This window comes from Cupriavidus sp. 94F1 (assembly GCF_057798875.1).
Genome location: NZ_JBYOJT010000002.1, coordinates 212,429 through 236,884, shown reverse-complemented (window position 1 = coordinate 236,884; position 24,456 = coordinate 212,429). Strand labels below are relative to the sequence as shown.

At 67.1% G+C, this 24,456-nt stretch carries 25 protein-coding genes; 17 read left to right on the top strand and 8 right to left on the bottom strand.

From position 1 onward, the window contains the following. Positions 1 to 12 precede the first annotated feature (12 nt). Complete coding sequence (xseA, locus tag AC3FJ6_RS05145; protein ID WP_488770954.1) at positions 13 to 1,398, bottom strand: exodeoxyribonuclease VII large subunit; 1,386 nt, start codon at positions 1,396 to 1,398, stop codon at positions 13 to 15. A gap of 1,006 nt (positions 1,399 to 2,404) precedes the next feature. Between xseA and AC3FJ6_RS05140 the strand changes: the two genes are divergently transcribed. The 7 genes from AC3FJ6_RS05140 to AC3FJ6_RS05110 all read left to right on the top strand — a co-directional run bounded on the left by AC3FJ6_RS05140 (position 2,405) and on the right by AC3FJ6_RS05110 (position 7,767). Beyond that, positions 2,405 to 3,025 (top strand): MotA/TolQ/ExbB proton channel family protein, encoded by a 621-nt coding sequence (locus AC3FJ6_RS05140; protein WP_400395938.1) that lies wholly within the window; start codon positions 2,405 to 2,407, stop codon positions 3,023 to 3,025. Positions 3,026 to 3,043: 18 nt separating this feature from the next. Continuing rightward, positions 3,044 to 3,475 (top strand): ExbD/TolR family protein, encoded by a 432-nt coding sequence (locus AC3FJ6_RS05135; RefSeq protein ID WP_400395937.1) that lies wholly within the window; start codon positions 3,044 to 3,046, stop codon positions 3,473 to 3,475. A gap of 128 nt (positions 3,476 to 3,603) precedes the next feature. After that, positions 3,604 to 4,719 carry a tetraacyldisaccharide 4'-kinase gene (gene lpxK, locus AC3FJ6_RS05130; RefSeq protein WP_153946656.1) on the top strand — a complete coding sequence of 372 codons (1,116 nt, stop codon included), beginning with the start codon at positions 3,604 to 3,606 and terminating at the stop codon, positions 4,717 to 4,719. Next, positions 4,700 to 4,900, top strand: a complete 201-nt coding sequence (locus AC3FJ6_RS05125) for a Trm112 family protein (RefSeq protein WP_153946655.1) — start codon at positions 4,700 to 4,702, stop codon at positions 4,898 to 4,900. The genes lpxK and AC3FJ6_RS05125 overlap by 20 nt, the downstream gene beginning before the upstream one ends. 44 nt (positions 4,901 to 4,944) lie before the next feature. Next, on the top strand, positions 4,945 to 5,754 hold the full coding sequence (kdsB, locus tag AC3FJ6_RS05120; protein WP_487523275.1) for a 3-deoxy-manno-octulosonate cytidylyltransferase: 810 nt from the start codon (positions 4,945 to 4,947) through the stop codon (positions 5,752 to 5,754). 398 nt (positions 5,755 to 6,152) lie between these two features. After that, positions 6,153 to 6,818, top strand: coding sequence for an adenylate kinase (gene adk / locus AC3FJ6_RS05115; RefSeq protein ID WP_488770952.1), 666 nt, complete (start codon positions 6,153 to 6,155; stop codon positions 6,816 to 6,818). A 190-nt stretch (positions 6,819 to 7,008) separates the two neighbouring features. Then, entirely contained in the window at positions 7,009 to 7,767 is a 759-nt protein-coding gene (locus tag AC3FJ6_RS05110) for a 3-hydroxyacyl-CoA dehydrogenase (RefSeq protein WP_066739379.1), read from the top strand. A gap of 12 nt (positions 7,768 to 7,779) precedes the next feature. Here the strand turns inward: AC3FJ6_RS05110 and AC3FJ6_RS05105 are convergent, their stop codons facing one another. Then, entirely contained in the window at positions 7,780 to 8,574 is a 795-nt protein-coding gene (locus tag AC3FJ6_RS05105) for a helix-turn-helix transcriptional regulator (RefSeq protein ID WP_488770950.1), read from the bottom strand. Positions 8,575 to 8,706: 132 nt separating this feature from the next. Here AC3FJ6_RS05105 and AC3FJ6_RS05100 point away from each other — a divergent pair, with 132 nt between their 5' ends. Continuing rightward, entirely contained in the window at positions 8,707 to 9,477 is a 771-nt protein-coding gene (locus AC3FJ6_RS05100; protein ID WP_488770948.1) for a class I SAM-dependent methyltransferase, read from the top strand. A 36-nt stretch (positions 9,478 to 9,513) separates the two neighbouring features. Here AC3FJ6_RS05100 and AC3FJ6_RS05095 read toward each other — a convergent pair whose 3' ends face one another. Further along, a complete protein-coding gene (locus AC3FJ6_RS05095; RefSeq protein ID WP_400393042.1) occupies positions 9,514 to 10,419 on the bottom strand; it encodes a LysR family transcriptional regulator in 906 nt (301 codons plus the stop codon). A 94-nt stretch (positions 10,420 to 10,513) separates the two neighbouring features. Between AC3FJ6_RS05095 and AC3FJ6_RS05090 the strand changes: the two genes are divergently transcribed. Further along, positions 10,514 to 11,539 (top strand): bile acid:sodium symporter family protein, encoded by a 1,026-nt coding sequence (locus AC3FJ6_RS05090; protein WP_153946648.1) that lies wholly within the window; start codon positions 10,514 to 10,516, stop codon positions 11,537 to 11,539. Between the two features lie 66 nt (positions 11,540 to 11,605). Here the strand turns inward: AC3FJ6_RS05090 and AC3FJ6_RS05085 are convergent, their stop codons facing one another. After that, positions 11,606 to 13,117 carry an N-acetylmuramoyl-L-alanine amidase gene (locus AC3FJ6_RS05085; RefSeq protein ID WP_488770946.1) on the bottom strand — a complete coding sequence of 504 codons (1,512 nt, stop codon included), beginning with the start codon at positions 13,115 to 13,117 and terminating at the stop codon, positions 11,606 to 11,608. After that, complete coding sequence (gene tsaE / locus AC3FJ6_RS05080) at positions 13,111 to 13,644, bottom strand: tRNA (adenosine(37)-N6)-threonylcarbamoyltransferase complex ATPase subunit type 1 TsaE (RefSeq protein ID WP_488770944.1); 534 nt, start codon at positions 13,642 to 13,644, stop codon at positions 13,111 to 13,113. Before tsaE ends, AC3FJ6_RS05085 begins: the two co-directional genes overlap by 7 nt. A 16-nt stretch (positions 13,645 to 13,660) precedes the next feature. Between tsaE and queG the strand changes: the two genes are divergently transcribed. Beyond that, positions 13,661 to 14,854 carry a tRNA epoxyqueuosine(34) reductase QueG gene (gene queG / locus AC3FJ6_RS05075; RefSeq protein WP_488770942.1) on the top strand — a complete coding sequence of 398 codons (1,194 nt, stop codon included), beginning with the start codon at positions 13,661 to 13,663 and terminating at the stop codon, positions 14,852 to 14,854. A gap of 46 nt (positions 14,855 to 14,900) precedes the next feature. Here the strand turns inward: queG and AC3FJ6_RS05070 are convergent, their stop codons facing one another. Then, entirely contained in the window at positions 14,901 to 15,794 is an 894-nt protein-coding gene (locus AC3FJ6_RS05070; RefSeq protein WP_488770940.1) for an AEC family transporter, read from the bottom strand. Between the two features lie 153 nt (positions 15,795 to 15,947). Between AC3FJ6_RS05070 and AC3FJ6_RS05065 the strand changes: the two genes are divergently transcribed. The 6 genes from AC3FJ6_RS05065 to plsY all read left to right on the top strand — a co-directional run bounded on the left by AC3FJ6_RS05065 (position 15,948) and on the right by plsY (position 20,553). Further along, positions 15,948 to 16,565, top strand: coding sequence for a chalcone isomerase family protein (locus AC3FJ6_RS05065; RefSeq protein ID WP_400393052.1), 618 nt, complete (start codon positions 15,948 to 15,950; stop codon positions 16,563 to 16,565). A 105-nt stretch (positions 16,566 to 16,670) separates the two neighbouring features. Further along, positions 16,671 to 17,660 (top strand): tripartite tricarboxylate transporter substrate binding protein BugE, encoded by a 990-nt coding sequence (locus AC3FJ6_RS05060; protein ID WP_488770937.1) that lies wholly within the window; start codon positions 16,671 to 16,673, stop codon positions 17,658 to 17,660. 270 nt (positions 17,661 to 17,930) lie between these two features. Further along, on the top strand, positions 17,931 to 18,410 hold the full coding sequence (locus AC3FJ6_RS05055) for a methylated-DNA--[protein]-cysteine S-methyltransferase (RefSeq protein WP_488770935.1): 480 nt from the start codon (positions 17,931 to 17,933) through the stop codon (positions 18,408 to 18,410). After that, positions 18,407 to 19,315, top strand: a complete 909-nt coding sequence (gene xerD, locus AC3FJ6_RS05050) for a site-specific tyrosine recombinase XerD (protein ID WP_488770933.1) — start codon at positions 18,407 to 18,409, stop codon at positions 19,313 to 19,315. The genes AC3FJ6_RS05055 and xerD overlap by 4 nt, the downstream gene beginning before the upstream one ends. A gap of 22 nt (positions 19,316 to 19,337) precedes the next feature. Next, positions 19,338 to 19,829 carry an aminoacyl-tRNA deacylase gene (locus tag AC3FJ6_RS05045; protein WP_488770931.1) on the top strand — a complete coding sequence of 164 codons (492 nt, stop codon included), beginning with the start codon at positions 19,338 to 19,340 and terminating at the stop codon, positions 19,827 to 19,829. A gap of 115 nt (positions 19,830 to 19,944) precedes the next feature. Further along, entirely contained in the window at positions 19,945 to 20,553 is a 609-nt protein-coding gene (plsY, locus tag AC3FJ6_RS05040) for a glycerol-3-phosphate 1-O-acyltransferase PlsY (protein WP_153946639.1), read from the top strand. A 6-nt stretch (positions 20,554 to 20,559) separates the two neighbouring features. Here plsY and AC3FJ6_RS05035 read toward each other — a convergent pair whose 3' ends face one another. Then, a complete protein-coding gene (locus AC3FJ6_RS05035; protein WP_488770929.1) occupies positions 20,560 to 21,843 on the bottom strand; it encodes an ATP-binding protein in 1,284 nt (427 codons plus the stop codon). A gap of 36 nt (positions 21,844 to 21,879) precedes the next feature. Continuing rightward, a complete protein-coding gene (locus AC3FJ6_RS05030; RefSeq protein WP_066739401.1) occupies positions 21,880 to 22,614 on the bottom strand; it encodes a response regulator in 735 nt (244 codons plus the stop codon). Positions 22,615 to 22,922: 308 nt separating this feature from the next. On the opposite strand from AC3FJ6_RS05030, the gene AC3FJ6_RS05025 reads away from it, so the two are divergent. Next, complete coding sequence (locus AC3FJ6_RS05025; protein WP_488770927.1) at positions 22,923 to 24,452, top strand: MdtA/MuxA family multidrug efflux RND transporter periplasmic adaptor subunit; 1,530 nt, start codon at positions 22,923 to 22,925, stop codon at positions 24,450 to 24,452. Positions 24,453 to 24,456: the final 4 nt, after the last annotated feature.

The following is a 24,456-nucleotide window of genomic DNA, read 5'->3' as shown; positions in this document are numbered from 1 at the left end:
CCTCGGAAACCCTCAGAACGCCGCCAGTTTGGCCTGTACATTGGCGATTTCCAGGTCCGCCGTGCCGTCCGCCAGATGCGCCTCGACAATGCTGCCGGCGCGCAGGTCGCTGGGCGACCGCAGCGCCCGCCCGCGATTGTCGAGCAGCACCGCGTACCCCCGTTCCAGCGTGCGCTGCGGGGCCAGCAGTTCCAGCGCCCCGGCCGCGCGTGCCAGCCGCTGTGTTTCACGTTCATGACGGCGTTCCAGCGCGGCGTCCATGCGCGCCGCCATACGGTCCAGCGCCGCCTGTGCCGCACCGGTATCCGGCCGGCAGGCCCGCCAGCGCATGGCCAGCACGTCATGCCGATGGCGCTGCGCGGACACCGTATCGCGCAGTGCCGCACGCAAGTGTCGGGCCAGATTGTCGACCTGCGCGCGCCGTTCCTGCACTTGCGCCTGCGGGCTGCGCAACTGGCGCGACAGCCACTGCAGATGCTGCGCGCGACGTTCGAGCTGACGGTCCATGCACTGCGCCAGCGCCTCGCGGGCGCGGCGGGCGGCCTGCAGCAGATGCGCGCGGTCCGGACTGACCATTTCGGCTGCGCCGGTCGGCGTGGGGGCGCGGACATCGGCCACGAAATCGGCAATCGTGAAATCGGTTTCGTGACCCACCCCGGACACCACCGGTACGCGGCTGCGCGCGATGGCCTGCGCCACCACTTCCTCGTTGAACGACCACAGGTCCTCGATACTGCCGCCGCCGCGACACAGGATCAGCACATCGCATTCGTCGCGTGCGCTGGCCGTATCGAGCATGGCCGCGATCTTGTCCGCCGCGCCGGCGCCCTGGACCGGCACGGGGTATACGATCACGTTGACGTGGGGCGCACGCCGCTGCAGCGTGGTCAGTACGTCGCGCATCGCGGCGGCCTGCAACGACGTGATCACGCCGATGGTGCGCGGATGCGACGCGATCGGCCGCTTGCGTGCGGGATCGAACAGACCCGCCTGTGCAAGTTTTTCCTTGAGCCGCAGGAACGCTTCGTAGAGATTGCCCAGGCCGGCGCGGCGCATGGCTTCCACGCCCAGCTGCAGTTCGCCGCGCGCCTCGTACATCGACACCACGGCGCGCACTTCGACGGCCTCGCCCTCGCGCGGCGCGAAGTCCACGTGCTGGTTACGTCCCCGGAACATCACGCAGCGGATCTGCGCGCGGGCATCCTTGAGCGAGAAATACCAGTGGCCGCTGGCCGCCCGGGTGAAGTTCGAAATCTCTCCCCTGACCCAGGCCAGAGGAAAGCTGCGTTCGAGCACGCCGGCAATCGCATGGTTGAGTTCGCTGACCGGAATCACGTCGCGCGTGCGCGAGGGCGGCTGAGACGGCGCAAAACGCGAAAGGTTCTCGTTCTCTGGCATGGTGCACAACCGCGCAGGCGGCGTGAGATGGACATGTCCACAGCATAACCGCTATGTCAAGAGGCACCGGGCAGTCCCCCTGTGTTCGCCGGCAGTCCGCATGAGTCGGTACAAGCTATTGATTCGCTTGAGGTTTCTGGCGGGACCAAAAAACAGGCAATGTAAGAGAAAGCCTTACGCGTCAACCACTTAGAAAATCGGGCCGGCGCTTGTTCACAAAGTTATCCACAGAAGCTTTGGATAATGGATTTGTCAAGGGTCTGGCCTGTGGACAACGTATACGTTGCGCATCGAAGCGCGCTGTGGCAACGCATGCGCGAGCGGGAAGTCGACCGTGCCGCACGGCACGCTTGGGCACCAGGACTGCCCATTTTTTAGGCAGAGACGTATACCGTCATATGGATCAAGGGGTTAGCCGGCTTCTCCCGGCCTTATCCACAACCGATCCACAATCCTGTCCTGTGCGGATGTGGAAAGTTAACGGCCCTTAGGCGGACAGCAACGGGTGCGCGCCGCGCCAAAGCGTTGACCGTTTTTTAGGCACAACAACGCTTTCCCTTTCCGGTCAATGGGTTAGCGCCACTCTTCGACGGCTTTCCACAGCCGATCCACAACACTGTCCCGCCAGCGTGTGGAAAGCTGCGACGGAAACGCCCGATGGCGCTGGTCGAACTGACAAACCCCATCGATTCCGTGTGCTTTGCCCTTACTGCACAAAAAACAGGCAATAGGCCAGCAATTCTTTCAAATCAACGGGTTAGCCCGTTTTTCCGAAGGCTTTCCACAAGTGGTCCACAATGCTGTCCCGCGTCAGTGTGGAAAGCCGCAGACAGCGGCATCCCACGCGGCTTGCCGGGCTGGCCGGGAGCGGGTTAGAGTGGCGCCTGCAATTTTTCGAGCATTGCCGGTGCGCACGGGAGCCAGCGCGCATCAAAGGCTGCCGCGCAGGTTGTCGTCACGCCGTCCATTTCGGGTCTGTCGCTTTCGTAGAATTTCGGGGGTCCACGTGTTTTCCATCATTCAAGCGGCCGGCTGGCCGATCTGGCCGCTGCTGCTGGCCTCGGTCATTGCGCTCGCGCTGATCGTCGAACGCTTCGTTTCCCTCAAGCGCAGCAAGATCCTGCCGCCGAAGCTGTACGAGGAGGCGCTCTCCGCCGCCCAGCAGCGCAAGGCCACGCCCGAGGTCGTCAACAATCTCGAAAAGAACTCCCCGCTGGGCCGCGTGCTGGCCGCCGGCCTGCGCCATGTGGTGCTGCAGCCGCAAACGTCGCGCGACGCCGCCAAGGACGTGGTGGAAGAAGCCGGCCGCATCGTGGCGCACGACCTGGAACGCTACCTGAACGCACTGGGCACGATTGCCTCGGTGGCGCCGCTGATGGGCCTGCTGGGCACGGTGATCGGCATGATCGAGATCTTCGGCAACCAGGGCGGCACGGGGGCCAACCCCGAGCAGCTGGCGCACGGCATCTCGGTGGCGCTCTACAACACGGCCTTCGGCCTGATCGTGGCGATTCCGGCCCTGATCTTCTGGCGCTACTTCCGGCGCCTGGTGGACGACTACGTGGCCGAGCTCGAATTCCGCGCCACCGCGTTCCTGGACGCCATCCTGCCGCAGCGCAGGGCCTGACGCGGCCGGGAGCACGCCATGCGTTTCCGTTCCCGCCAGCGGCGCGAGGAGCCGGAGATCAACCTGATCCCGCTCATCGACGTGCTGCTCGTGATCCTGATCTTCCTGATGATCACGACCACGTACTCGCGCTTTACCGAACTGCAGATCCAGCTGCCCACGGCCGATGCCGACCGCGCGCAGCAACACCCGACCGAGATCGTCGTATCGGTGTCGGCGCGCGGGGTCTACTCCGTCAACAAGCACGTGCTGGAGCAGAAGGACGTCACCAGCCTGGCCGACCAGTTGCGCAGCGCCGCCGGCCCGGCCGGCAGCGGGCAGCAGCCGGTGGTCATCGTCAATGCCGATGCCCAGGCCACCCACCAGGCCGTCATCAACGTGATGGAAGCGGCCCGCGTGGCGGGCCTGTCGCGCCTGACCTTCGCCACGCAGACCGCGCAGCAACGCTGACCCCCGCACCGGGCACGCAGGGCCGGACGGGCGGCAAACTTGCCGCATGCGCTGCGCAATGCCCATAATGTCTGCATCGGGCCGATGCCACCCCAGGGTGGCATCGCCTTTTTCCATCCGTCCCGCTCATGCCCGCTCCCCGACACGCCCTTGCCGACTTCGTCACCGCCCAGTGGCAGCGCCGCGGCTGGTTCGCCTGGCTGATGTGGCCGCTGTCGCTGCTGTTCGGGCTGATCGCGCGCATCCGGCGCCACGGCTACCGCCAGGGCTGGTTTCAGTCGACGCGCCTGCCGATGCCGGTGATCGTGGTCGGCAACGTGACGGTGGGCGGCACCGGCAAGACGCCGGCCGTGATCGCCCTGGCCCATGCGCTGTGCGAGGCCGGGCTGCGCCCCGGCGTGGTATCGCGGGGCTACGGCGTGGCACTGAAGCACCCGCGCCGGGTCAAGCCGACCTCGAAGGCCGTGGACGTGGGCGACGAACCGCTGCTGATCGCGCGTGCCACCGATGTGCCCGTCTGGGTGTTCCCCGACCGCGCGTTGTGCGCGCAGACGATGCTGGTGTCGCATCCGGGCGTGAACGTGCTGCTGCTCGACGACGGGCTGCAGCATTACCGGCTGCAGCGCGACTTCGAGATCGTCATGTTCGATGCACGGATGGGCGGCAACGGCATGCTGTTGCCGGCCGGGCCGCTGCGCGAGCCGCTGAGCCGGCCGCGAGACGCCACGCTGATCAACGACCCGAACTTCAAGGCCACGCCGGACAAGCCCGACGTCTATGGAATGCGGCTGGAGCTCGATGACGCCTGGCAGCTCAACGACCCCACCATGGCGCGCCCGGTCGCGCAGTTCGCGGGCAAGCGCGTGCTGGCCGCGGCCGGCATCGGCAATCCGGAACGGTTCTTTGCCAGCCTGCGCCGCGCGGGCCTGACGCCCACGGCGACGATGCCGCTGCCCGACCACTACGATTTTGCCGACGACCCGTTCGCCGGCAACGACGATGCGCTCCATGCGGACGTGATCCTGATCACCGAGAAGGATGCCGTAAAATGCGAGCGTTTTGACGACCCGAGGATCTGGGTCGTCCCCACCACGCCCGTGATCGACGCGGGCCTGATCGACAAAATCCGGCGCGTCGTACTGGCGCGCAACCCGGCCGTCGCCACCCCCGTTACCACGGGGCAATCCTCCGGCGCGGCGACCGGACTCGACAAGGAACACCAGGATGGACAACCGGCTGCTTGAAATCCTCGTCTGCCCGCTGTGCAAGGGCAAGCTGGAGTACGACCGCGCCGCCCAGGAACTGATCTGCCACGCCGACAAGCTGGCCTACCCGATCCGCGACGGCATCCCGGTCATGCTGGCCGACGAAGCGCGCCAGTCGGTACCGGGCCGCGTGGTGCCCGTGGAACCGTCCGACCACTGAGCGGACCCCCGCGCCACCCGCGTCGGCGCGATCCGGCAATCATCATGAGCATTCCCGCATTTACCGTCGTCATTCCGGCGCGCCTGGCTTCCACCCGGCTGCCGAACAAGCCGCTGGCCGATATTGGCGGCCATCCGATGATCGTGCGCGTGGCCGAACGCGCGCACGCGTCGTCGGCGCAACGCACCGTGGTGGCCACCGATGCGCCCGACGTGGCGGCCGCCTGCGCCGCGCGCGGCGTGGAGGCCGTGATCACGCGCGCCGACCATCCGTCGGGCACGGACCGTCTGTCTGAAGTTGCCGCCCAGCTGGGCCTGGCGGACGACGCCATCGTGGTCAACGTGCAGGGCGACGAGCCGCTGATCGATCCGAACCTGATCGACGAGGTGGCGCTGCACCTGGCCGCGCACCCCGATTGCGCGATCGCCACGGCCGCGCATCCGCTGGACGATGTGGCCGAGGTCTTCAATCCCAACGTCGTGAAAGTGGTGTGCGACAACGCGGGCCGCGCGCTGTACTTCTCGCGCGCGCCGATTCCATGGGCACGCGACGCCTGGGCCGCCGTGCCGACGCAGCCGGCCGCCACCGCGCAGGTGCCGATGCCGGCCATGCCCGTGCTGCGCCATATCGGCATCTACGCCTATCGTGCCGGCTTCCTGCGGCGATTCCCGACGCTGGCGATCTCGCCGGTCGAACAGGTGGAGGCGCTGGAACAGCTGCGCGCCATGTGGCATGGCGAACGTATTGGCGTGATGGTGACGGCTGCGGCGCCAGCGCCGGGCGTGGACACGCCGGCCGATCTGGAGCGCGTGCGCGCGCTCTGGGCGCAGGGCATGGCACAGGACGGTCCCTGAGCATCACTCGGCCGGTGCCGTAGACCCCGGTTTCCCGCTGGAGTTCATACTGCTGCAACCTGGACGAAGGCCGAACCGGCATTGCCCATGGCATAATGCCTGCCGATACAGAGCCCGCAGCCGTGCGCGACACGGCGGCAAAGGCTCGGTGGGGAGATAAAGATCGAGCCGCCCGGATGCGCGCCGCTGGCCAGTCGCCGCGAATTGCAGGACTTTCGCACGACAGCCGGACGACGCCGCGCTTCGGGCGCCGCGCATGAGCGGACGCCGGCATATGCCTTGACCTTCACGTAGCGACGTCGAGGCATGGCCGGACGTAAGTCCCGCGTCAAGTTGCAGCGGTACCCTCCTTCCATAGATCCCGCCAGACCGAATTCAAATACCTTGAGGACCCGTAAATGCGTTTGATCCTGTTGGGCGCGCCTGGCGCCGGCAAAGGCACGCAAGCCAAGTTCATCTGCGAGAAGTTCGGCATTCCGCAAATCTCCACCGGCGACATGCTGCGCGCCGCGGTGAAGGCCGGTACGCCGCTGGGCATCGAAGCCAAGAAGGTGATGGACGCGGGCGGACTGGTGTCGGATGACATCATTATCGGCCTCGTGAAGGACCGTCTTAAGCAGCCGGACTGCGCAAAGGGCTATCTGTTCGACGGATTCCCGCGCACGATTCCGCAGGCCGAGGCCATGAAGGAAGCCGGCGTGGCCATCGACTACGTGCTGGAAATCGACGTGCCGTTCGATGCCATCATCGAGCGCATGAGCGGCCGCCGTGTCCACGTGGCGTCGGGCCGTACCTACCATGTGCGCTACAACCCGCCGAAGGTGGACAACGTCGACGACGAAACCGGCGAACCGCTGATCCAGCGCGACGACGACAAGGAAGAGACCGTGCGCAAGCGCCTGGAAGTCTATTCGCAGCAGACCCGCCCGCTGGTGGACTACTACTCGGACTGGGCCACCAAGGGTGACGCTTCGGCCAAGGTTGCGCCGCCGCAGTATCGCAAGATCTCGGGCGTGGGCGACGTGGACAAGATCACGGCAAGCGTGTTCGAGGCGCTGAAGTAAGCCGCTGAAGTCAGCCGCCCTGCGCTGCAGGACACCGGAAACGGCCCAGGCATTCCTGGGCCGTTCTTGTTTTTGGGGCTGACCCGGCTTACGTGAGGCGGCGGTTTACGTTAACGTAAACGGCAGCAATGCGCGGCACTCAACTTGCGGCACCCGGATCGCCGCATTTCAAGAACAAGGAGACAGACCGATGGACATCCAGGGCAACGTATTCATTGTTACCGGCGGCGCGTCGGGGCTGGGCGCGGGCACCGCGCGCATGCTGGCGCAGGCGGGCGGCAAGGTCGTGATCGCCGACCTCAACGAGGCGGCCGGCACGGCGCTGGCCCAGGAACTGGGCGGCCAGTACGTGAAGTGCGATGTCACGTCCGAGGCCGATGGCCAGGCCGTGGTCGATGCGGCCCGCAAGCTCGGCCGGCTGTCGGGCCTGGTCAACTGCGCCGGCATTGCGGTGGCCGCCAAGACCGTGGGCAAGAATGGCCCGCATCCACTCGACGCGTTCGAGAAGACCATCCGCGTGAACCTGATCGGCACGTTCAACATGATCCGGTTGGCGGCGGCGGCGATGGTGGAAAACACGCCCGATGCCGAAGGCGAGCGCGGCGTGATCATCAATACGGCGTCGGTGGCGGCCTTCGATGGCCAGATCGGCCAGGCGGCCTATGCGGCGTCCAAGGGTGGCGTGGTGGGCATGACGCTGGCCATCGCCCGCGATCTGGCCCGCGACGGCGTGCGCTGCATGACCATCGCGCCGGGGCTGTTCGAAACGCCGATGTTGCTGGGCATGCCGCCCGAAGTGCAGGACGCGCTGGGCAAGATGGTGCCGTTCCCGCCCCGCCTGGGCCGTCCGACGGAATTCGCCAAGCTGGCACAGGCCATTATCGGCAACACGATGATGAACGGCGAAGTGATCCGCCTGGACGGCGCGATCCGCATGCAGCCGAAGTAAGGCAACCCCGGCCTACGCCGGCGGCAGCAGCATCGCCAGCATCAAGCCCGGCACGGCTGGCGGCACCAGCGTCAGCTGCTCCAGATAGATCAGGCCGTGCGCGGGATGATGAAAGCCGCGCCGGCCGCCCTGCCGTTCCTCGACATCCTGCGACCGCCAGGCGTTGGCAAATGCCGGACTGTCCGCCATCAACTGCTCCACCAGCCCGCGCGTGGGCGGGTCTTCCGCATGGCGCAGGCTGTGCACGCGAAATTCCGCCACCAGCCGCGCCGCCCGGTGCGGCCAGTCTTCCACCAGCGTCTGCAGGCCGGGCGACAGGAACATGGCCCGCAACAGATTGCGCTCGGTGCTGGCGTCGTCGAGCCATCCCACGAACAGATCGGCCGCAGCATCGTTCCAGGCCAGGGCGGTCCACTGCCGATCGAGCAGATAAGCCGGTGCCGCAATCGCCTGCACGCTGGCCAGCAGCGCCGGGGGGACCATCGGCTCGGCGTCGTGCCGGGGCTCGGGCTTGCCGGCCAGCGCAAACAGATAGGCGCGTTCCGCGCGCGACAGGCGCAGGGCCTGCGCCAGGCTTTCCAGCGCACGCACCGACATCGCCACCGGACGCCCCTGCTCCAGCCACGTGACCCACGTGGCGCTGAGCCCGGCCAGTTGGGCCACTTCCTCGCGGCGCAGACCCGGCGTGCGGCGCCGCCGGCCAGGTGGCAGGCCGACATCGGCCGGGTTCAGCCGTTCGCGATGATTGCGCAGGAAGGCACCCAGTTCGGATTCGCGTGAGGGGGCGGGAAGGGGCTCGACGGACATGGCTGGTGGCGCTTATACCAGGATAAAAGAGTGACTTGTACCGGGAAAACACCGCGTCTACAGTACGTGAACCCCCGGGCCCGGGCAATCCCCCCTTCCTTTCATCCTTCCAAAAAGAACGAGGCACCCCTCATGCAACAGCAGGAACTCGTCGCCGCCCAGTTCGGCGCCACCGCCAGTGCATATCTCACCAGCACCGTCCACGCCCAGGGCGCGGATCTGGAACAACTCAGGCAGGCGCTGGCACACCTGAAGCCCGTGGCGCACAGCCGCGTGCTCGACCTGGGCTGCGGCGCCGGCCATGCCAGCTTTGCCGCCGCAACGGTTGCCAACGAAGTGGTGGCTTACGACCTGTCGGCCGACATGCTCGAGGTCGTGGCCGGCGCCGCCCGGGACCGTGGCCTGTCCAATATCACCACCCGGCAAGGCGCCGCCGAACGGCTGCCGTTTGACGATGCCAGCTTCTGCGCCGTGGTCTCCCGCATGAGCGCGCATCACTGGCGCGACGTGCCGGCCGCGCTGCGCGAAATCCGCCGCGTGCTCAAGCCCAACGGCAAGGTGGTGCTGATCGATATCGTCGGCGCCGAAGACCCGCTCTGCGATACCTGGTTGCAATCGGTGGAACTGCTGCGCGATCCGTCGCATATCCGCGATTACACGCCGGTGGGCTGGGCGCGGCTGTTCGGGCAGGCGGGATTCGAGGTAGAGGTGTCGCCGGTGTGGCGCATCGAGATCGAATTCCAGAGCTGGGTGGCCCGCATGCGCACGCCCGAGGTAGCGCAGGCGGCCATCCGCCACCTGTGGGACAAGGCGCCAGCCGAAGTGCGCGACCGCTACCGCGTGCAGGCCGATGGCAGCTTCGCGCTGGAGGCCGCGCTGGTCACGGCCGTGCCGGCGCGCTGATGCCCGGCAGCTTCGGAACGATGGCGGCCTGGTGACTTAGTCAGTCACCACTTCTGCCGGAATCGGCATGGTCTGGACCATTTCCCAGACCGCGGCGGCGGCCGGCGACAGCGATCTGTCTTCGCGCCGCACCATGACGATGCGGCGTTCCTCGCGCGGGGTCAGCGGCCGGGACACCAGCGGCGACGCCGCCGGCAACGGCAGCGAGAACGACGGCAGCACCGAAGCACCGATCCCCGCCTCCACCATCCCGAACACGCTGGCCGAGTGGCCCAGTTCCTGTACCACCTGGGGCGCCACGCCGTGGCGCGCCAGAATGCGGTCGATCAGCGGCCGGCTGCCCGACGCAAAGTCCAGCAGCACCAGGCGCTCGCCGTGCAGGGCGCTCCAGGGCACGGAATCGGCGCCGGCCAACGGATGGTCGCGCCGGCATACGAAGCAGAACGGATCGGTGGCCAGGGGTGCAATCGTCAGCCCTTCCCGTGCCAGCGGATCGATCAGCACGCCGAAGTCCACCGCCCCGGCCCGGATCTGTTCGAGCCCGTCGGCCTGCACGTTGTCGCGTACAAACAACCGGATCTCGGGGTACCGGCTGGCGCAGGCCGCCACATACATCGGCATCAGCCGCGCCGAAATGGTCGGCGCGCTGGCTATCACCACCCTCCCCCGATAGCGCTCACCTAACTGCCGGGTTTCTTCGAGCGTGTCGTCGAGCTGGCCCAAAAGTCGCTCCAATGCCGGGACCAACGCGGTGCCGGCGTCAGTCAGCACCACTTCACGCGTGGTGCGGTCCAGCAAACGGACGCCAAGCGCCTCTTCCAGTTCGGCCACACCCCGGCTGACGGCCGGCTGGGTAAGGCCGACGGCATCCGCGGCCCGGCTGAAACTGCCGTGCGCCGCCACCGCAAGAAAGACCCGTAACTGCCGGAGTGTGTAATTCATGCAACTAAAAAATGAATAAATACGATAAATGAATTTGCATTCTAAGCAAGACAAGCGTCCAATACCAAGCGGAAACCCTTACGCACTATCCCCAATGGCTACCCTTCTCGCCCCTTTCAAAAAGATCTACGACCTGATTGACGGGTTCGTCCTCATCATGCTGTGTGCGATCGGCATTGCGCTGGTGGCACCGGAGATTGGCGCCGGCAATGGCCCGCTGCATCTCGGCATCGTCACCAGCCTGGGTGTCGCGCTGGTGTTTTTCCTGCACGGCGCCGCATTGTCGCGCGACAAGCTCGTGGCCGGGGCCAAGCACTGGCGCCTGCACGTCTTCGTGCAGTCGTTCACGTACATCGTGTTTCCGATCGTGGGTGTACTGCTGATGCTGTCGCTGCGCAACACGCTGCCGGCCGAACTGCTGCTTGGCGTGTTCTACCTGTGCGCGCTGCCGTCCACGGTATCGTCGTCGGTAGCCATGACGTCGATGGCGCGCGGCAATGTGCCGGGCGCCATCTTCAACGCCACCATCTCGGGCCTGATCGGCATGGCGCTGACCCCGCTGCTGATGGGCCTCGTGATCAGCGCCAGCGGTGCCTCGATGCCGCTGGGCCGCGCGCTGACGGGCGTGGCGCTGCAACTGCTGCTGCCGTTTGCACTGGGCCAGGCATTCCGCCCGCTGATCGGCAACTGGCTGGCCAGGAAGAAGCAGATCACCAACAAGATTGACCGGGGCGTGATCGTGCTGATCGTATATTCGTCGTTCTGCGATGCCACCGCCGCCGGCCTGTGGCACCAGTACTCCTGGCAGACCATTGGCGCGGTGATGGGTATCGCCGCCGTGATGCTGTTCGTGATCCTGGGCACCACCACGTTCACGGCGCGTCGCCTGGGCTTCTCGGTCGAGGACGAAATCACGGCCGTGTTCTGCGGCTCGAAGAAGAGCCTGGCCAACGGCATCCCGATGGCCAAGATCCTGTTTGCCGGCCATCCGGCGCTGGGCCTGCTGGTGCTGCCGCTGATGGTCTACCACCAGCTGCAACTGATCGTCTGCTCGGTCATCGCCGCGCGCTATGCCAGCCGCGACGAAGTCAAGGAAGCCCGCAACGCGGTGCGCGCCTGATCGTAGCTCGTCCAGTCCAACAAAAAACGGCGCTTCGGCGCCGTTATTTTGTTGAGATGCGGCGTGTTACACCGACGGATTCCTCGACAGCGGCGGGTTCTTGGCGAAATACGCCTTGATACCGCGCAGAATCGCATTGGCCAGTTGCTCCTGGTGTGCGTCGTCGTTGAGCTTGCGCTCCTCTTCCGGATTGGAAATGAACGCGGTCTCGATCAGGATCGACGGGATATCGGGCGCCTTCAGCACGGCAAACCCGGCCTGCTCGACGCTGCCCTTGTGCAGCCGGTTGATGCCGCCGATTTCCTGCAGCACCGACTTGCCCACCTGCATGCTGTCGTTGATCTGCGCCGTGGTGGACAGGTCCAGCAGCACGCGCGACACCTGGGCGTCCTTGTTGCCCATGTTGGTGCCGCCGATCAGGTCGGCATTGTTTTCCTTGTTGGCCAGCCAGCGCGCGGCCGAACTCGACGCGCCGCGCTCGGACAGCGCGAACACCGACGCGCCGCGCGCCTCCGGCGACACGAAGGCATCGGCGTGGATCGACACGAACAGGTCGGCCTGCACGCGGCGCGCCTTCTGCACGCGCACGTTCAGCGGCACGAAGAAGTCCGAATCGCGCGTCATCATGGCGCGCATATTGGGCTCCGAATCGATCTTCTTGCGCAGGCGCGAGGCAATCTGCAGCACCACGTCCTTCTCGCGCGACCCGGCCGCGCCAATGGCGCCCGGATCTTCGCCGCCGTGGCCGGGGTCCAGCGCCACGGTCAGCAGCCGGCGCATCTTGAACTGGCTGGGCGGCGGCACATTGGTCTGGGCGATCGGCGGCGGCACGGGCGGCGCGGCCGGCTTGTCCACCGTGGACGGCGCCGACGGCTTCGGCTTCACGGCAGCGATGGCGGGCGGCGGGGCCGTGGTGGCCGGCGGCAGCTGGCCGCGGTCCTCGAACTTGCGAACGATGGCGCCGATGGCGTCTTCCTCGGCCCCGGCGGGCGCGCCGGCAACCGGGGCGTCACTGCCCGCGGGCGGCGTGGTCGAGGCAAAACGGCGCTGCTTGTCTTCGGTGTCGCGCACGAGCTTCCAGAGCGGATCGGGCGGATTGACCGGATACAGGTCGAACACAAGCCGGTTCTTGTACTCGGCAATCGGCAGCAGCGTGAACACCTGCGGAGACACGTCTTCCTTCAGGTCGAACACCATCCGCACCACGCGCGGCCGGTTCTGGCCCACCCGTACCGACTGGATATAGGGATCGTTCGGCGTGATCTTGGCGACCAGCTCGCGCAACGTGGGCGAGAGGTCCAGGCCATCGATGTCCACCACCAGGCGGTCCGGGTTGCGGATCATCTGGTGGACGGCCACGAGCTTCTCGTCCGATTCGATCGTGACGCGGGTGTAATCCTCGGCGGGCCAGACACGCACGGCAACGATGCCGGCGCCAAAGGCGATCTGCGGGCCGCACAGCGACAGCACCACCGTCCCGGCGCCGGCCTTCAGGGCCTGCGCCATCCATTTGCGGCGGGCCTGGAGCAGTCCGTCGGGTCCATCGGGTCGGTCGGTGGCAAGTCGTTTGATCAGCATGCGTTCAGCAGGGTAAGTCCAGTGGGAGTATAGGCGCGCAGCGTTGCCATGCGGCGATCCGCGCCATCTTCATTCCCATTAACGGCAATTTGTGGCACGCGGTTGTCCGATTGGAGCAACACGTGCAGGTCGGGTTCCCCAAGCAGGCGTCCGGCTTTCTCCGGCCACTCCACCAGGTTGAACGCAGGCTCGGCAAAACAGTCGCGAAAACCGGCGTCGATCCATTCCTCGGGATCGGCAAAGCGGTACAGGTCGAAGTGGTAGACGGTCAGCGGCGAGCCGTCGGCGCGCTGCACGTCGTACGGCTCGCACAACGTGTAGGTGGGGCTGCGGACCTTGCCGGCATGCCCCAGCGCACGCAGCACGGCGCGCGTCAGTGTGGTCTTGCCCGCGCCAAGGTCTCCGGACAGCTGGACATGCACCGTGCGCGGCGGCATGTGGCGCACCGCGCCGGCCAGCGCCGCGCCAAACCGTTCGGTGGCGATTTCGTCGGGCAGCGGCAGGATGCGTTCTTCGAGCAGGGGCATTGCGTACAATTCAGGGATGATCGACCGTGCAGTACCCGCCCCGACCCCCGCGCAACGCGCGCATCCCGCAGAAGATTCCGCTCCGGCGCGCCCAGATTCCGCCTCCGTCACCACGGACGTGGACCTGGCATCGCTGGCGGCGTCCCTGCGCGGCTGGGGCCGCGCGCTCGGATTCGACGACATCCGTATCGCCGATGTCGATCTGCGGCACGCCGAGGCGGGCCTGCTGGCGTGGTTGCAGGCGGGCTACCACGGCGACATGGATTATATGGCCAACCACGGCGCAAAGCGCGCCCGGCCGCATGAACTGGTGCCCGGCACGGTGCGCGCCATCGTCGCCCGCATGCCCTACCTGCCGGCGCAGGGGCCCGACGACTGGCGCCGCCACGAACTGGCGCGGCTCGACGATCCCGCCACCGCCGTGATCTCGCTCTATGCGCGCGGCCGCGACTATCACAAGGTGCTGCGCAACCGGCTGCAGCAGCTGGCGGCGCGCATCGAGACGGCCATCGGCCCGTTCGGCTACCGCGTGTTCACCGATTCGGCCCCGGTCATGGAAGTGGCGCTGGCCAGCCAGGGCGGCCTGGGCTGGCGCGGCAAGCACACGCTGCTGCTGGACCGCGACGGCGGGTCGATGTTCTTCCTGGGCGAGATCCTGGTCGATATCCCGCTGCCGGCGGACCCGGCAGAAGCGCCCCATTGCGGCAATTGCCGCCGCTGCATCGACATCTGTCCCACCGGGGCCATCCTGGAACCGTTCCGGCTCGATGCGCGCCGTTGTATTTCTTACCTGACGATCGAGCACAAGGGCGCGATTCCCGAGCCATTGCGCGCGCCGATGGGCAACCGGGTCTACGGCTGCGACGACTGCCAGCTGGCCTGCCCCTGGAACAAGTTCGCGCACCGGGCCACGCTGCCCGATTTCGACGTGCGCAATGGATTCGACGCCCCCGACATGGCCGACCTGTTCGGCTGGACCGAAGCCGAATTCAACCAGCGGCTCGAAGGCAGCCCGATCCGCCGCATCGGCCATGAACGCTGGCTGCGCAACCTGGCGGTGGGGCTCGGCAACAGCCTGCGCGTGGCATCGGCCAGCGATCCCGCCCTGGCCCAGCGCATTCGCGCCGCGCTACTGGCCCGGCGCGACGCCGCCACGCCGCTCGTGCGCGAGCACATCGACTGGGCCCTGGCCCAGGACACCGCCGTCTGAACCGTCTGAATGGCACGAGGGGCCTGAACCGCCTGACGCCCGAAACCTAGCTGACCAGCGACAGCCAGACCGGCGTGGTCACCACCGCCGCCACCGTCATGGCGGAAATGGTGGCGGCCACCATTGGCCCGTTGCCGCCCATGCGCACGGCCAGGATATAGGCGCTGGACGCCGTCGGCAGCGACGCATAGATGACCACGATCTGGTACTGCAGCGCGGTCAGCGGCAGGTATTTTCCGACCAGCCACGCAAAGCACGGCATGGCCAGCAGCTTCACGCCGCTCCACCAGGCCATCGGGCCGGCCGTGCCGGTGGCACCGCGCATCTGCAGGCCGGCGCCCACGGTCATCAGGCCCAGCGCGGTCGATGCCGAACCCAGGCGGCCCAGCGTCATGCCGATCACCTCGGGCGGATGCAGGCCCAGCAGGTTGGTGGCCAGGCCGACGGCCGTGGCCAGGATCAGCGGATTGCGCGCCAGTTCGCGCAGCAGCGTCGATTCGCCATGCCGCGCCAGCGCCCAGACCGCCGCCACGTTGCACAACGGCACGGTCACGCCCACCAGCAGCGCCATCAGCGCCAGCCCTTCTCCGCCACCGAGCCGCGCCGCCAGGGCCAGCCCGATATAGGAATTGAAGCGGAAAGCGGTCTGGAAGCCCGACGCGAAGTCGATCGGGGCGGGCCGCAGCACGTAGCGCACCAGATAGCCGGTGGCCATGCCGAAGACCATCGTGGCCAGCGCCAGGCCGAGCATCGCCGAGGTCGACGAGACGTCGAACTTCGCACTGTTGGTGGATTGCAACAGCAGCGCAGGGAACAGCACGAAATAGACCAGGCGTTCCACGCTGGCCCAGAACGCGCGGTCAAAGGGGGTAAATCGAACCAGCAGCCAGCCGATGAGGATCAGGCTGAAGTCCGGCACCAGCAGCAGGGCGGCAGACATGTCTCGAATGCTTTGTCGTTATCGTGGCGCCCGACGGCCGGCTTCGCGAAAAGTGAAGCCTAGGGCAGATCCGGATGGGTATTTTTTCAGAATTCCACGAACATGGCACGCTGAATCTGCCTTGCCCGCGGCTTTGCCGCCGCCTGCCGCACCATGAAGTCCACGCCGTCTTCGTTCCGCCGAGCCACGCCTGCCCGCCGCCTTGCCGTTTCGCTGTGCGCGACGCTGGCGCTCGGCCTGCTGTTGCCGTCGGTATCGGCGATGGAGATCGACGGCGTGCGATTCGACGACATGGCACGCCTGGGCGGCCGGCAGTTGTCGCTCAACGGCACGGGCCTGCGGCAGGTATTCGTGATCAAGGGCTACGCGGCCGGGCTGTACCTGCCCGAGCGGGCCCGCAACGCCACCGTGGTGCTGGGCTCGCCGGGCCCGAAGCGGCTGCAGATCCGCCCGCTGCGCGAGGTGGAATCGGCGCAGTTCGTGAAAGCCCTCAACGAGGGGCTGCGCGAGAACCACTCCGAGCTGCAGATGCAGCTGCTGTCCGAGCGCGTGACGCAGCTGGAACGCACGATGAGCCAGCTGGGCACGGCCCAGCGCGGCGACATCATCAATTTCGACTTCACGCCCAATGGCGGCACCGCCGTGACGCTGAACGGCATTCCGCGTGGCCAGGCCATTCCGGGCGAAGACTTCTACCAGGCGGTGCTGCGCATCTTCCTGGGCGAACACCCGGTGGACCGCAACCTGAAGCGCGGCCTGCTGGGCGGCTGATTCCGAAGCACGCCGGCGCACCGCCGCAACCGCTGCGGCACGCCGGTGTTTCATGACCTCCCCGGGCGCGATCCGCCCGGCTTCAACGACGGGAGACTCTCCTCAATGCAAGCTCACAAGAAAGCACTGATCCTGGCTTCGACGGTCTTCATGGCCGCCGGCTCCGTGGCATCCGTAGCACAAGCACAGAGCAACTATCCGACCAAGCCGATCCGCCTGATCATTCCGTTCGCGCCGGGTGGCACGACCGACATCGTCGGCCGCGGCGTGGCCGATCAGATGAGCCGTATCCTGGGTCAGCCGGTGGTGGTGGAAAACCGCGCCGGTGGCGGCGGCTCGATCGGCGCCGACGCCATCGCCAAGTCGGCCCCGGACGGCTACACGATCGGCATTTCCACGGTGTCGACGATGGCCGTCAACCCTGCCTGCAACCCGAAGCTGTCGTACGACCCGATCAAGGACTTCAAGCCCATCGCCAACGTGGCGAACGTGGCCAACGTGATCGCGGTGAACCCGAACTTCCCGGCCAAGGACTACAAGGAATTCCTGGCCGTGCTGAAGGCCAACCCGGGCAAGTATTCGTATGCGTCGTCGGGCACCTGCGGCTTTGGCCACATGCTGGGCGAGCAGTTCAAGGTGTCGACCAAGACGTTCATGGTGCACATTCCGTACCGTGGCGCGGGCCCGGCGCTGAACGACGTGCTGGCCGGCCAGGTGCCGATCATGGTGGACAACCTGCCCTCGTCGATGCCCTACATCAAGGCCGGCAAGCTGCGCCCGATCGTGGTGGCCTGGAACAAGCGAGTGGACGGCCTGGCCAACGTGCCGACCTTCGGCGAAATGGGCCTGAAGGAGCCGAACGACCCGGCCTGGTACGGCCTGGTGGCCCCGGCCGGCACGCCTGACGACATCATTGCCAGGCTGAACGGCGCGGTGGTCAAGGCGCTGCAGGACAAGGGCTTCGTGGAGCGCCTGCAAGCCGCCGGCGCCGAGCCGTCGGGCAACACGCCGGCCCAGCACGCCGCCGAAATCAAGAAGGAATTCGACAAGATGAAGAACCTGGTGAAGGTTCAGAACATCAAGCTGGAGCAGTAATCCGTTTGCCAGGCCCTGGTCTCCCCTCTCCCGCTTGCGGAAGAGGGGTCGGGGGAGAGGGTGAAGCGCCGGATTTCCCGGCAATTTCCGTCAAGGACCACTTCGCGTGGTCCTTCTTGTTTTGTGGTGCGGGTTCCGGCGTGGAAGGTGGCTGACGCGCCTTGCCCGCTCCCCCGCCCCTCCCCGGCGCCCGGGAGAGGGCAGAAAACCCGGGGTGTGCAAGACAAATAGGCATAAAATCCGGCCTAGCCCTCTCAACCGCCATCCTTCATGCCACATCCCTTCGATGCCGTCCTGCCCGCGCCATTCGGCAAGGTCGGCGTACGTATCGATGGCGCGCAGGTCCACGAGATCGTCTATCTGCCCGACAGCTTTGCCGAAATTGCGCCAACCAGCGCATTGACGCAGCGCGTGGCCGAGCAGCTCGCGGCCTACTACGACAACCCGGACATGGTCTTCGACCTGCCGCTGGCCACGCGCGGCACCGACTTCCAGCGCAAGGTCTGGGATGCCATCCGCGCCGTGCCGCGCGGCGGGCTGACCACCTACGGCACCATCGCCAGATCGCTGCAGAGCATGCCGCGCGCGGTGGGCCAGGCGTGCGGGCAGAACTGGTTACCGATCGTGATCCCGTGCCACCGGGTGGTGGCGGCCAACGGGCTCGGTGGCTTCGCCCATCACGGCGAGGAAGGCTTCCACCTGGGCGTCAAGCGATGGCTGCTGCGCCATGAAAGGGCGATGCTCCTATGAGCGCGGGGCTGGCCGAAGACCTGGCGCTGGTCGACCGCTTCTGCGATGCGCTGTGGCTCGAAGACGGGCTGTCGAAAAACACCATCGACGCCTATCGGCGCGATCTGGCGCTGCTGGCGCGCTGGCTGCACGAAAGCGACACCTGCGCGCTGCTGGCCGCCGACGACACGGCGCTGTCCGCCTACTTCGCGGCACGCCACGCCGCCACCCGCGCGTCGTCGGCCAACCGCCGCCTGACGGTGTTCCGCCGCTTCTACCAGTGGACGCTGCGCGAGCACATGATCGACGCCGATCCCTGCCTGCTGCTGCGCCCGGCCAAGCAGCCGCCGCGCTTTCCGAAGACGCTGTCCGAAGGCCAGGTCGAGGCGCTGCTGGAAGCCCCCGACGAGGACACCCCGCTGGGCCTGCGCGACCGCACCATGCTCGAATTGATGTATGCCAGCGGGCTGCGCGTGTCCGAGCTGACGAACATGAAGACGATCGAGATCGGGCTCAACGAAGGCGTGGCGCGCGTGGTGGGCGGCAAGGGCAACAAGGAACGGCTGGTGCCGTTTGGCGCCCAGGCCGGCGACTGGCTGCGCCGCTACCTGGCCGAAAGCCGCCCAGCGCTGCTGGCCGGCCGCGCCTGCGACGCACTGTTCGTCACCCAGCGCGGCGAAGGCATGACGCGCCAGACGTTCTGGCACCTGATCAAGAAGCATGCGCGCGAGGCCGGCATCCACGCCCCGCTGTCGCCGCATACGCTGCGGCATGCCTTTGCCACGCATCTGCTGAACCACGGCGCCGACCTGCGCGTGGTGCAGCTGCTGCTGGGCCATGCCGATATCTCCACCACGCAGATCTACACGCACGTGGCGCGCGAGCGCCTGCGCGAGCTGCACCAGCATCACCATCCGCGCGGCTGAGCCGGCGCTGACATTCCGTTCCATGAGCAAGCAGAAACACGTCTCCGAGACACCGGCCACGCAGATGCTGCGCAAGCAGAGTGTGGCGTTCGGCGAGCATACCTACGACTATGTCGACCACGGCGGCACCGGCGAATCGTCGCGCCAGCTTGGCGTGCCCGAGCACAATGTGGTGAAGACGCTGGTGATGGAGGACGAGGCCGCCAGGCCGATGATCGTGCTGATGCATGGCGACTGCTCGGTATCGACCAAGAACCTGGCGCGGCAGATCGGCGCCAAGAGCGTGCAGCCGTGCAAGCCCGAGGTGGCCCAGCGCCACAGCGGCTACATGGTGGGCGGCACATCGCCGTTCGGCACGAAGAAGCGCATGCCGGTCTACGTGGAAGGCACCGTGCTGGCGCTGGACACTATCTATATCAACGGCGGACGGCGCGGCTACCTGATCAGCATCGCGCCGGGCGTGCTGACCGATCTGCTGGACGCCAGGCCGGTGGCTTGCGCGTTGCCCGACTGATGGCGACCAGGCCACCCGCCCGATTGCCGGACGCTGGGGAAACCACGGCGTGCGCCGGCGCCGTGCCGCGCTACAATCGCGCCAGCCTGAAATTCCTTGTCTTTATTCCCACACAATGGTCAACCTGATATTTGCCGTCATCGCCTACCTGATCGGATCGGTGTCGTTCGCCGTGGTGGTCAGCAAGGTCATGGGCCTGCCCGATCCGCACAGCTACGGCTCCGGCAACCCCGGCGCCACCAACGTGCTGCGCACCGGCAACAAGAAGGCCGCGATCCTGACGCTGATCGGCGATGGCCTGAAGGGCTATGTGGCGATCATGCTGGTCAAGCACCTGGGCCCGGGCTACGGCGTGGACGATACCGGCATCGCGCTGGCCGCGCTGGCCGTGTTCCTGGGCCACCTGTTCCCGGTATTCCACCGCTTCGCGGGCGGCAAGGGCGTGGCCACCGCCGCGGGCATCCTGTTCGCGATCGACCCGCTGCTGGGCGCCGGCACGCTGGCCAGCTGGCTCATCATCGCGTTCTTCTTCCGCTATTCGTCGCTGGCCGCCCTGGTGGCCGCGATCTTCGCGCCGTTCTTCTACGTGCTGATGTTCGGCGTGGATATCATTGCCGGCGCCGTGCTGGTCATCGGCATCCTGCTGATTGCCCGCCACCGTAGCAATATCGCCAAACTGCTGGCCGGCAAGGAAAGCCGGATCGGGGAAAAGAAGAAGGTTTGAGCGCGATCAGGCCGCCTGGGCCATCGCCGTGAACGGGAACACCATCTCCACGCGCAGGCCGCCTTCGTCGCGGTTGCTGATCGTCAGCCTGCCGCCGCCCTGCCGGACCAGACGGTCGACAATCGCCAGGCCCAGCCCGGAATGCGCATTGCCGCCGCGTGCCGGGTCGAGCCGCACGAACGGCATGGTCACACGCTCGATGGCGTCGGCCGGGATGCCCGGGCCCTGGTCTTCCACGGTCAGGCACCAGCCCTCGGTGGTGCGCGACGTCGCCACATAGACCGGCGGGGCCCCGTAGGCATACGCGTTGTCCACCAGATTGCCGATGATGCGGTCCAGCTGGGTGGCGATCATGCGGAAGCCGTCGCCGGCGGTCAGTTCCAGCACCACCTGCCTGTCCTGCTCCTGCAGCGACGCCGCCAGTTCTCCAATGCGCTTGTCCACCGGCACCGGCCGGGCCGTGGACTCGCTGCTCTGCGCAAAGGTCAGGAACTGCTCCACGATGGCCGACATCGAGTCCACGTCGCGCGTCACACCGGCCGCCGCCTTGGGATCCGACAGCATCTCGGCCCGCAGGCGCAGCCGCGCCAGCGGCGTCTTCAGGTCGTGCGCGATGCCGGCCAGCATCGTGTTGCGCTCCTGGTCGATACGGAACAGGTCGGCCACCATGCGATTGAAACGCACGATCAGCTGGCGCAACTCGTGCGGCCCGCGCTCGCGCAGCGGCGGCACGGCCTGCTGGCGCGACAGCTTTTCGGCCGCCTCGGCCATATCGCGCACCGGCCGCTGGATCTGCCACGCCACGAACAGCGCGAAGACGATGGCCACCCCTACCACCAGCACCACGCCCGGAATCAGCCGGTTGTCGGGCGGCGGGTTATGCACGAAGAGGATCGGCATGGCGATCCAGCGATTGCGGTTGGGCAGCTTGATCCAGAGCCGGGGCGTGGACAGTTCGTCCTCCAGCCGCACTTCGGACCCCGGCGGCAGGCGGCGCGTGAACTGGTCCACCAGGCGGCGCGGCCGCCCCCCTTGCGGGCGGCCGGCGTGCTCGTCCGCCGCGGCGGTATCGGCCACTTCGACCAGGCTCGGCAGCGGCACGGGCGGCCTGGCGTCGAGGGCGCGCTGGATGCTGTCCAGCTGGAACAGCATCTGTTCGACCGAATAGTCGATCTGCTGCTGGCGCCGATCCATGCGCAGGATGGCAAGCCACGAGAAATGGCTGATCATCAGCACGGCGGCGATCAGCAGCGCCATGCGGCCGAACAGGGTGTCGATTCTTAGCTTCATGCCTTGGCTTCATGCGGAGGCTCCGTGACGGGAGCCTTATTGCGGAACGCTGTCCTCGGCTTCGTCAGGCACAAAGGTGTAGCCCCGGCCACGTACGGTCTGGATATAGCGCGGGCGCTGCGCGTCTTCATCGAGCAGCCGGCGCAGGCGCCAGATCTGGACGTCGATGCCCCGGTCGCTGATGCCGTTGGCGGTGCCATACATCAGCTCGACGATCCGCTCGCGCGACAGCACTTCCAGCGGATGCATCAGCAACAGCTTCAGCAGCGCGAATTCGGTATCGCTGATCGACACGGCCTGGCCGCTGCGTTCCAGCGAGCGCTGGCGGAAATTGACCCGGAACGGCCCGAAGGCGATCGATTCGCGGTCTTCCGGCGCGGCGGCCGGCCGGGCCAGCTTGCGGCGCAGCACGGCGTTGATGCGGGCCAGCAGCTCGCGCGGCGAGAAAGGCTTGCCCAGGTAGTCGTCGGCGCCAATCTCCAGCCCGACGATGCGGTCGATCTCGTCGCTGCGCGCGGTCAGCAGGATCACGGGGATGTCGTCGTTCTTGGCCCGCAGGTTGCGCAGGGCGGTCAGGCCATCGACCTTGGGCATCATCAGGTCCAGCACGATCAGCGCCGGGCGCTCGCGCTCCAGCCGGGCCTGCAGGCCATCGCCATCGTGCAGCACCGACACCGCAAAGCCTTGCGAGGTCAGGTATTCGCGCAGCAGGTCGCGCAATTCGGGATCGTCGTCGACGACGAGAATCTGTGTGGGCTGGTTTGTACGCATAGGCACATGATAGTCAGGACGGGCATGCAACCTTGCAAATGCCCGGGACGGTTTTGTTTCTGGACGTTACACCCAAGCCGCCCGTAACCCACTGTAATAAAAGCGGGAAACCGCGAAATACGTGGGATCACGGCTGCACATTATGCTTGCATCCATGACGCGCCCCGCCGGGCGCCATCCCACCTGACGGCGGGTCGCCCTGCCCTCGCGATGCGGCATACTGCTGCCACTTCGCCGTCACAGTCGCTGTGCGAATACCGTTTGGCACGCGCGCCTTTTATGTCGTGCCGGTTCCCAGGATTCCGTTCATGTCCCACCCAGAACAAGGTCAACCTATTCCCCCCACCCCGCCACGCGGCCCGGTCCGTTCGCGCCGCCGCACCTGGATTGCCGTCGCCGTCATGGTCGTGCTGGCGGGCGCCGGCTGGTACTGGCACAGCCACCGCAAGGCGGCGCAGGAGGCCGCGGCCGGCACACCCGGCGCCGCCAGCGGGGCGGCGGGCATGGGGGCAGGCCGGCGCGGGGCAGGCGGGCCCGGCGGCCAGGGCGGGCCGAACGCCATGCCGCGCTCGCCCGTGGTGGTCAATACGGTCAGCAAGCGCAACATGGATGTGGTGCTCAATGGCCTGGGCAACGTGACGCCGGTGGCCAACGTCACCGTGCGCGCGCAGGTGTCCGGCCCGCTGCTGAAGGTGTTGTTCAAGGAAGGCCAGATGGTCAAGGCTGGCGACGTGCTGGCCGAAATCGATCCGCGCCCGTTCCAGGCCGCGCTGGACCAGGCCGTGGGCCAGCTGGCCCGTGACCAGGCGCTGCTGCAGAACGCCCGGCTGGACCAGCAACGCTACAAGACGCTGCTGGCGCAGGATTCGATCTCGAAGCAGCAGGTGGACACGCAGGACGCGCTGGTGCGCCAGTACGAAGGCGTGGTCAAGACCGACCAGGGCAACGTCGACAACGCGCGGCTGAACCTGGGCTACACGCGCATCGTGGCGCCCACCTCGGGCCGCATCGGCCTGCGCCAGGTGGACCCCGGCAACATCGTCAGCACCGGCGACACCAATGGCATCGCCCTGATCACGCAGATCCAGCCGATCACCGTGCTGTATACGATTCCCGAGGACAACCTGCCCGCCGTGCTCAGGAAGCTGAACGCCGGCGAGAAGCTCCAGGTGCAGGCGTGGGACCGGCAGATGCGCAACCAGCTGGCCGAGGGTTCGCTGCTGACCACCGACAACCAGATCGACACCACCACCGGCACGGTCAAGCTCAAGGCCATCTTCCAGAACACCGATGGCATGCTGTTCCCGAACCAGTTCGTGAACGTGCGCACCCGCGTGGATACCATGGAAGACGCCACCGTGATTCCGGTGGCCGCCATCCAGCGTGGCCAGCAAGGCACCTTTGTCTACGTGGTGGGCGACGACAACACCGTGAAGGTTCAGGTGGTGACGCTGGGTCCGAGCGATGGCGCCCGCACCGCCGTGCTCAAGGGCGTGGAGCCCGGCCAGCGCGTGGTGGTGGACGGCGCGGACCGCCTCAAGGAAGGCATGGTCGTGGAAGCGGTGGACCCGGCCGCGCGCGCCGCGCAGCTGCAGCCGTCGAGCGCCGCGCGGGCGCGCGGCCGCCGTGGCAACTGGGGCGGCGCCAGCGGCGCGCATGGCGGTGCAAGCGGCACCCACGCGGCACCGGGCGCGGCCGGCGACGGGGCGGGCGCTTCGGCAGCGGCTGGCGCACCGGGCGAACGCCGACGCATGCGCGACGCGGACACCAGCCCGAATCCGGCCACCAGCACGCCGGCGAACCCGGGCGCCAGCGTGGGCCAGCGGCCGCAGCAGTAAGAGA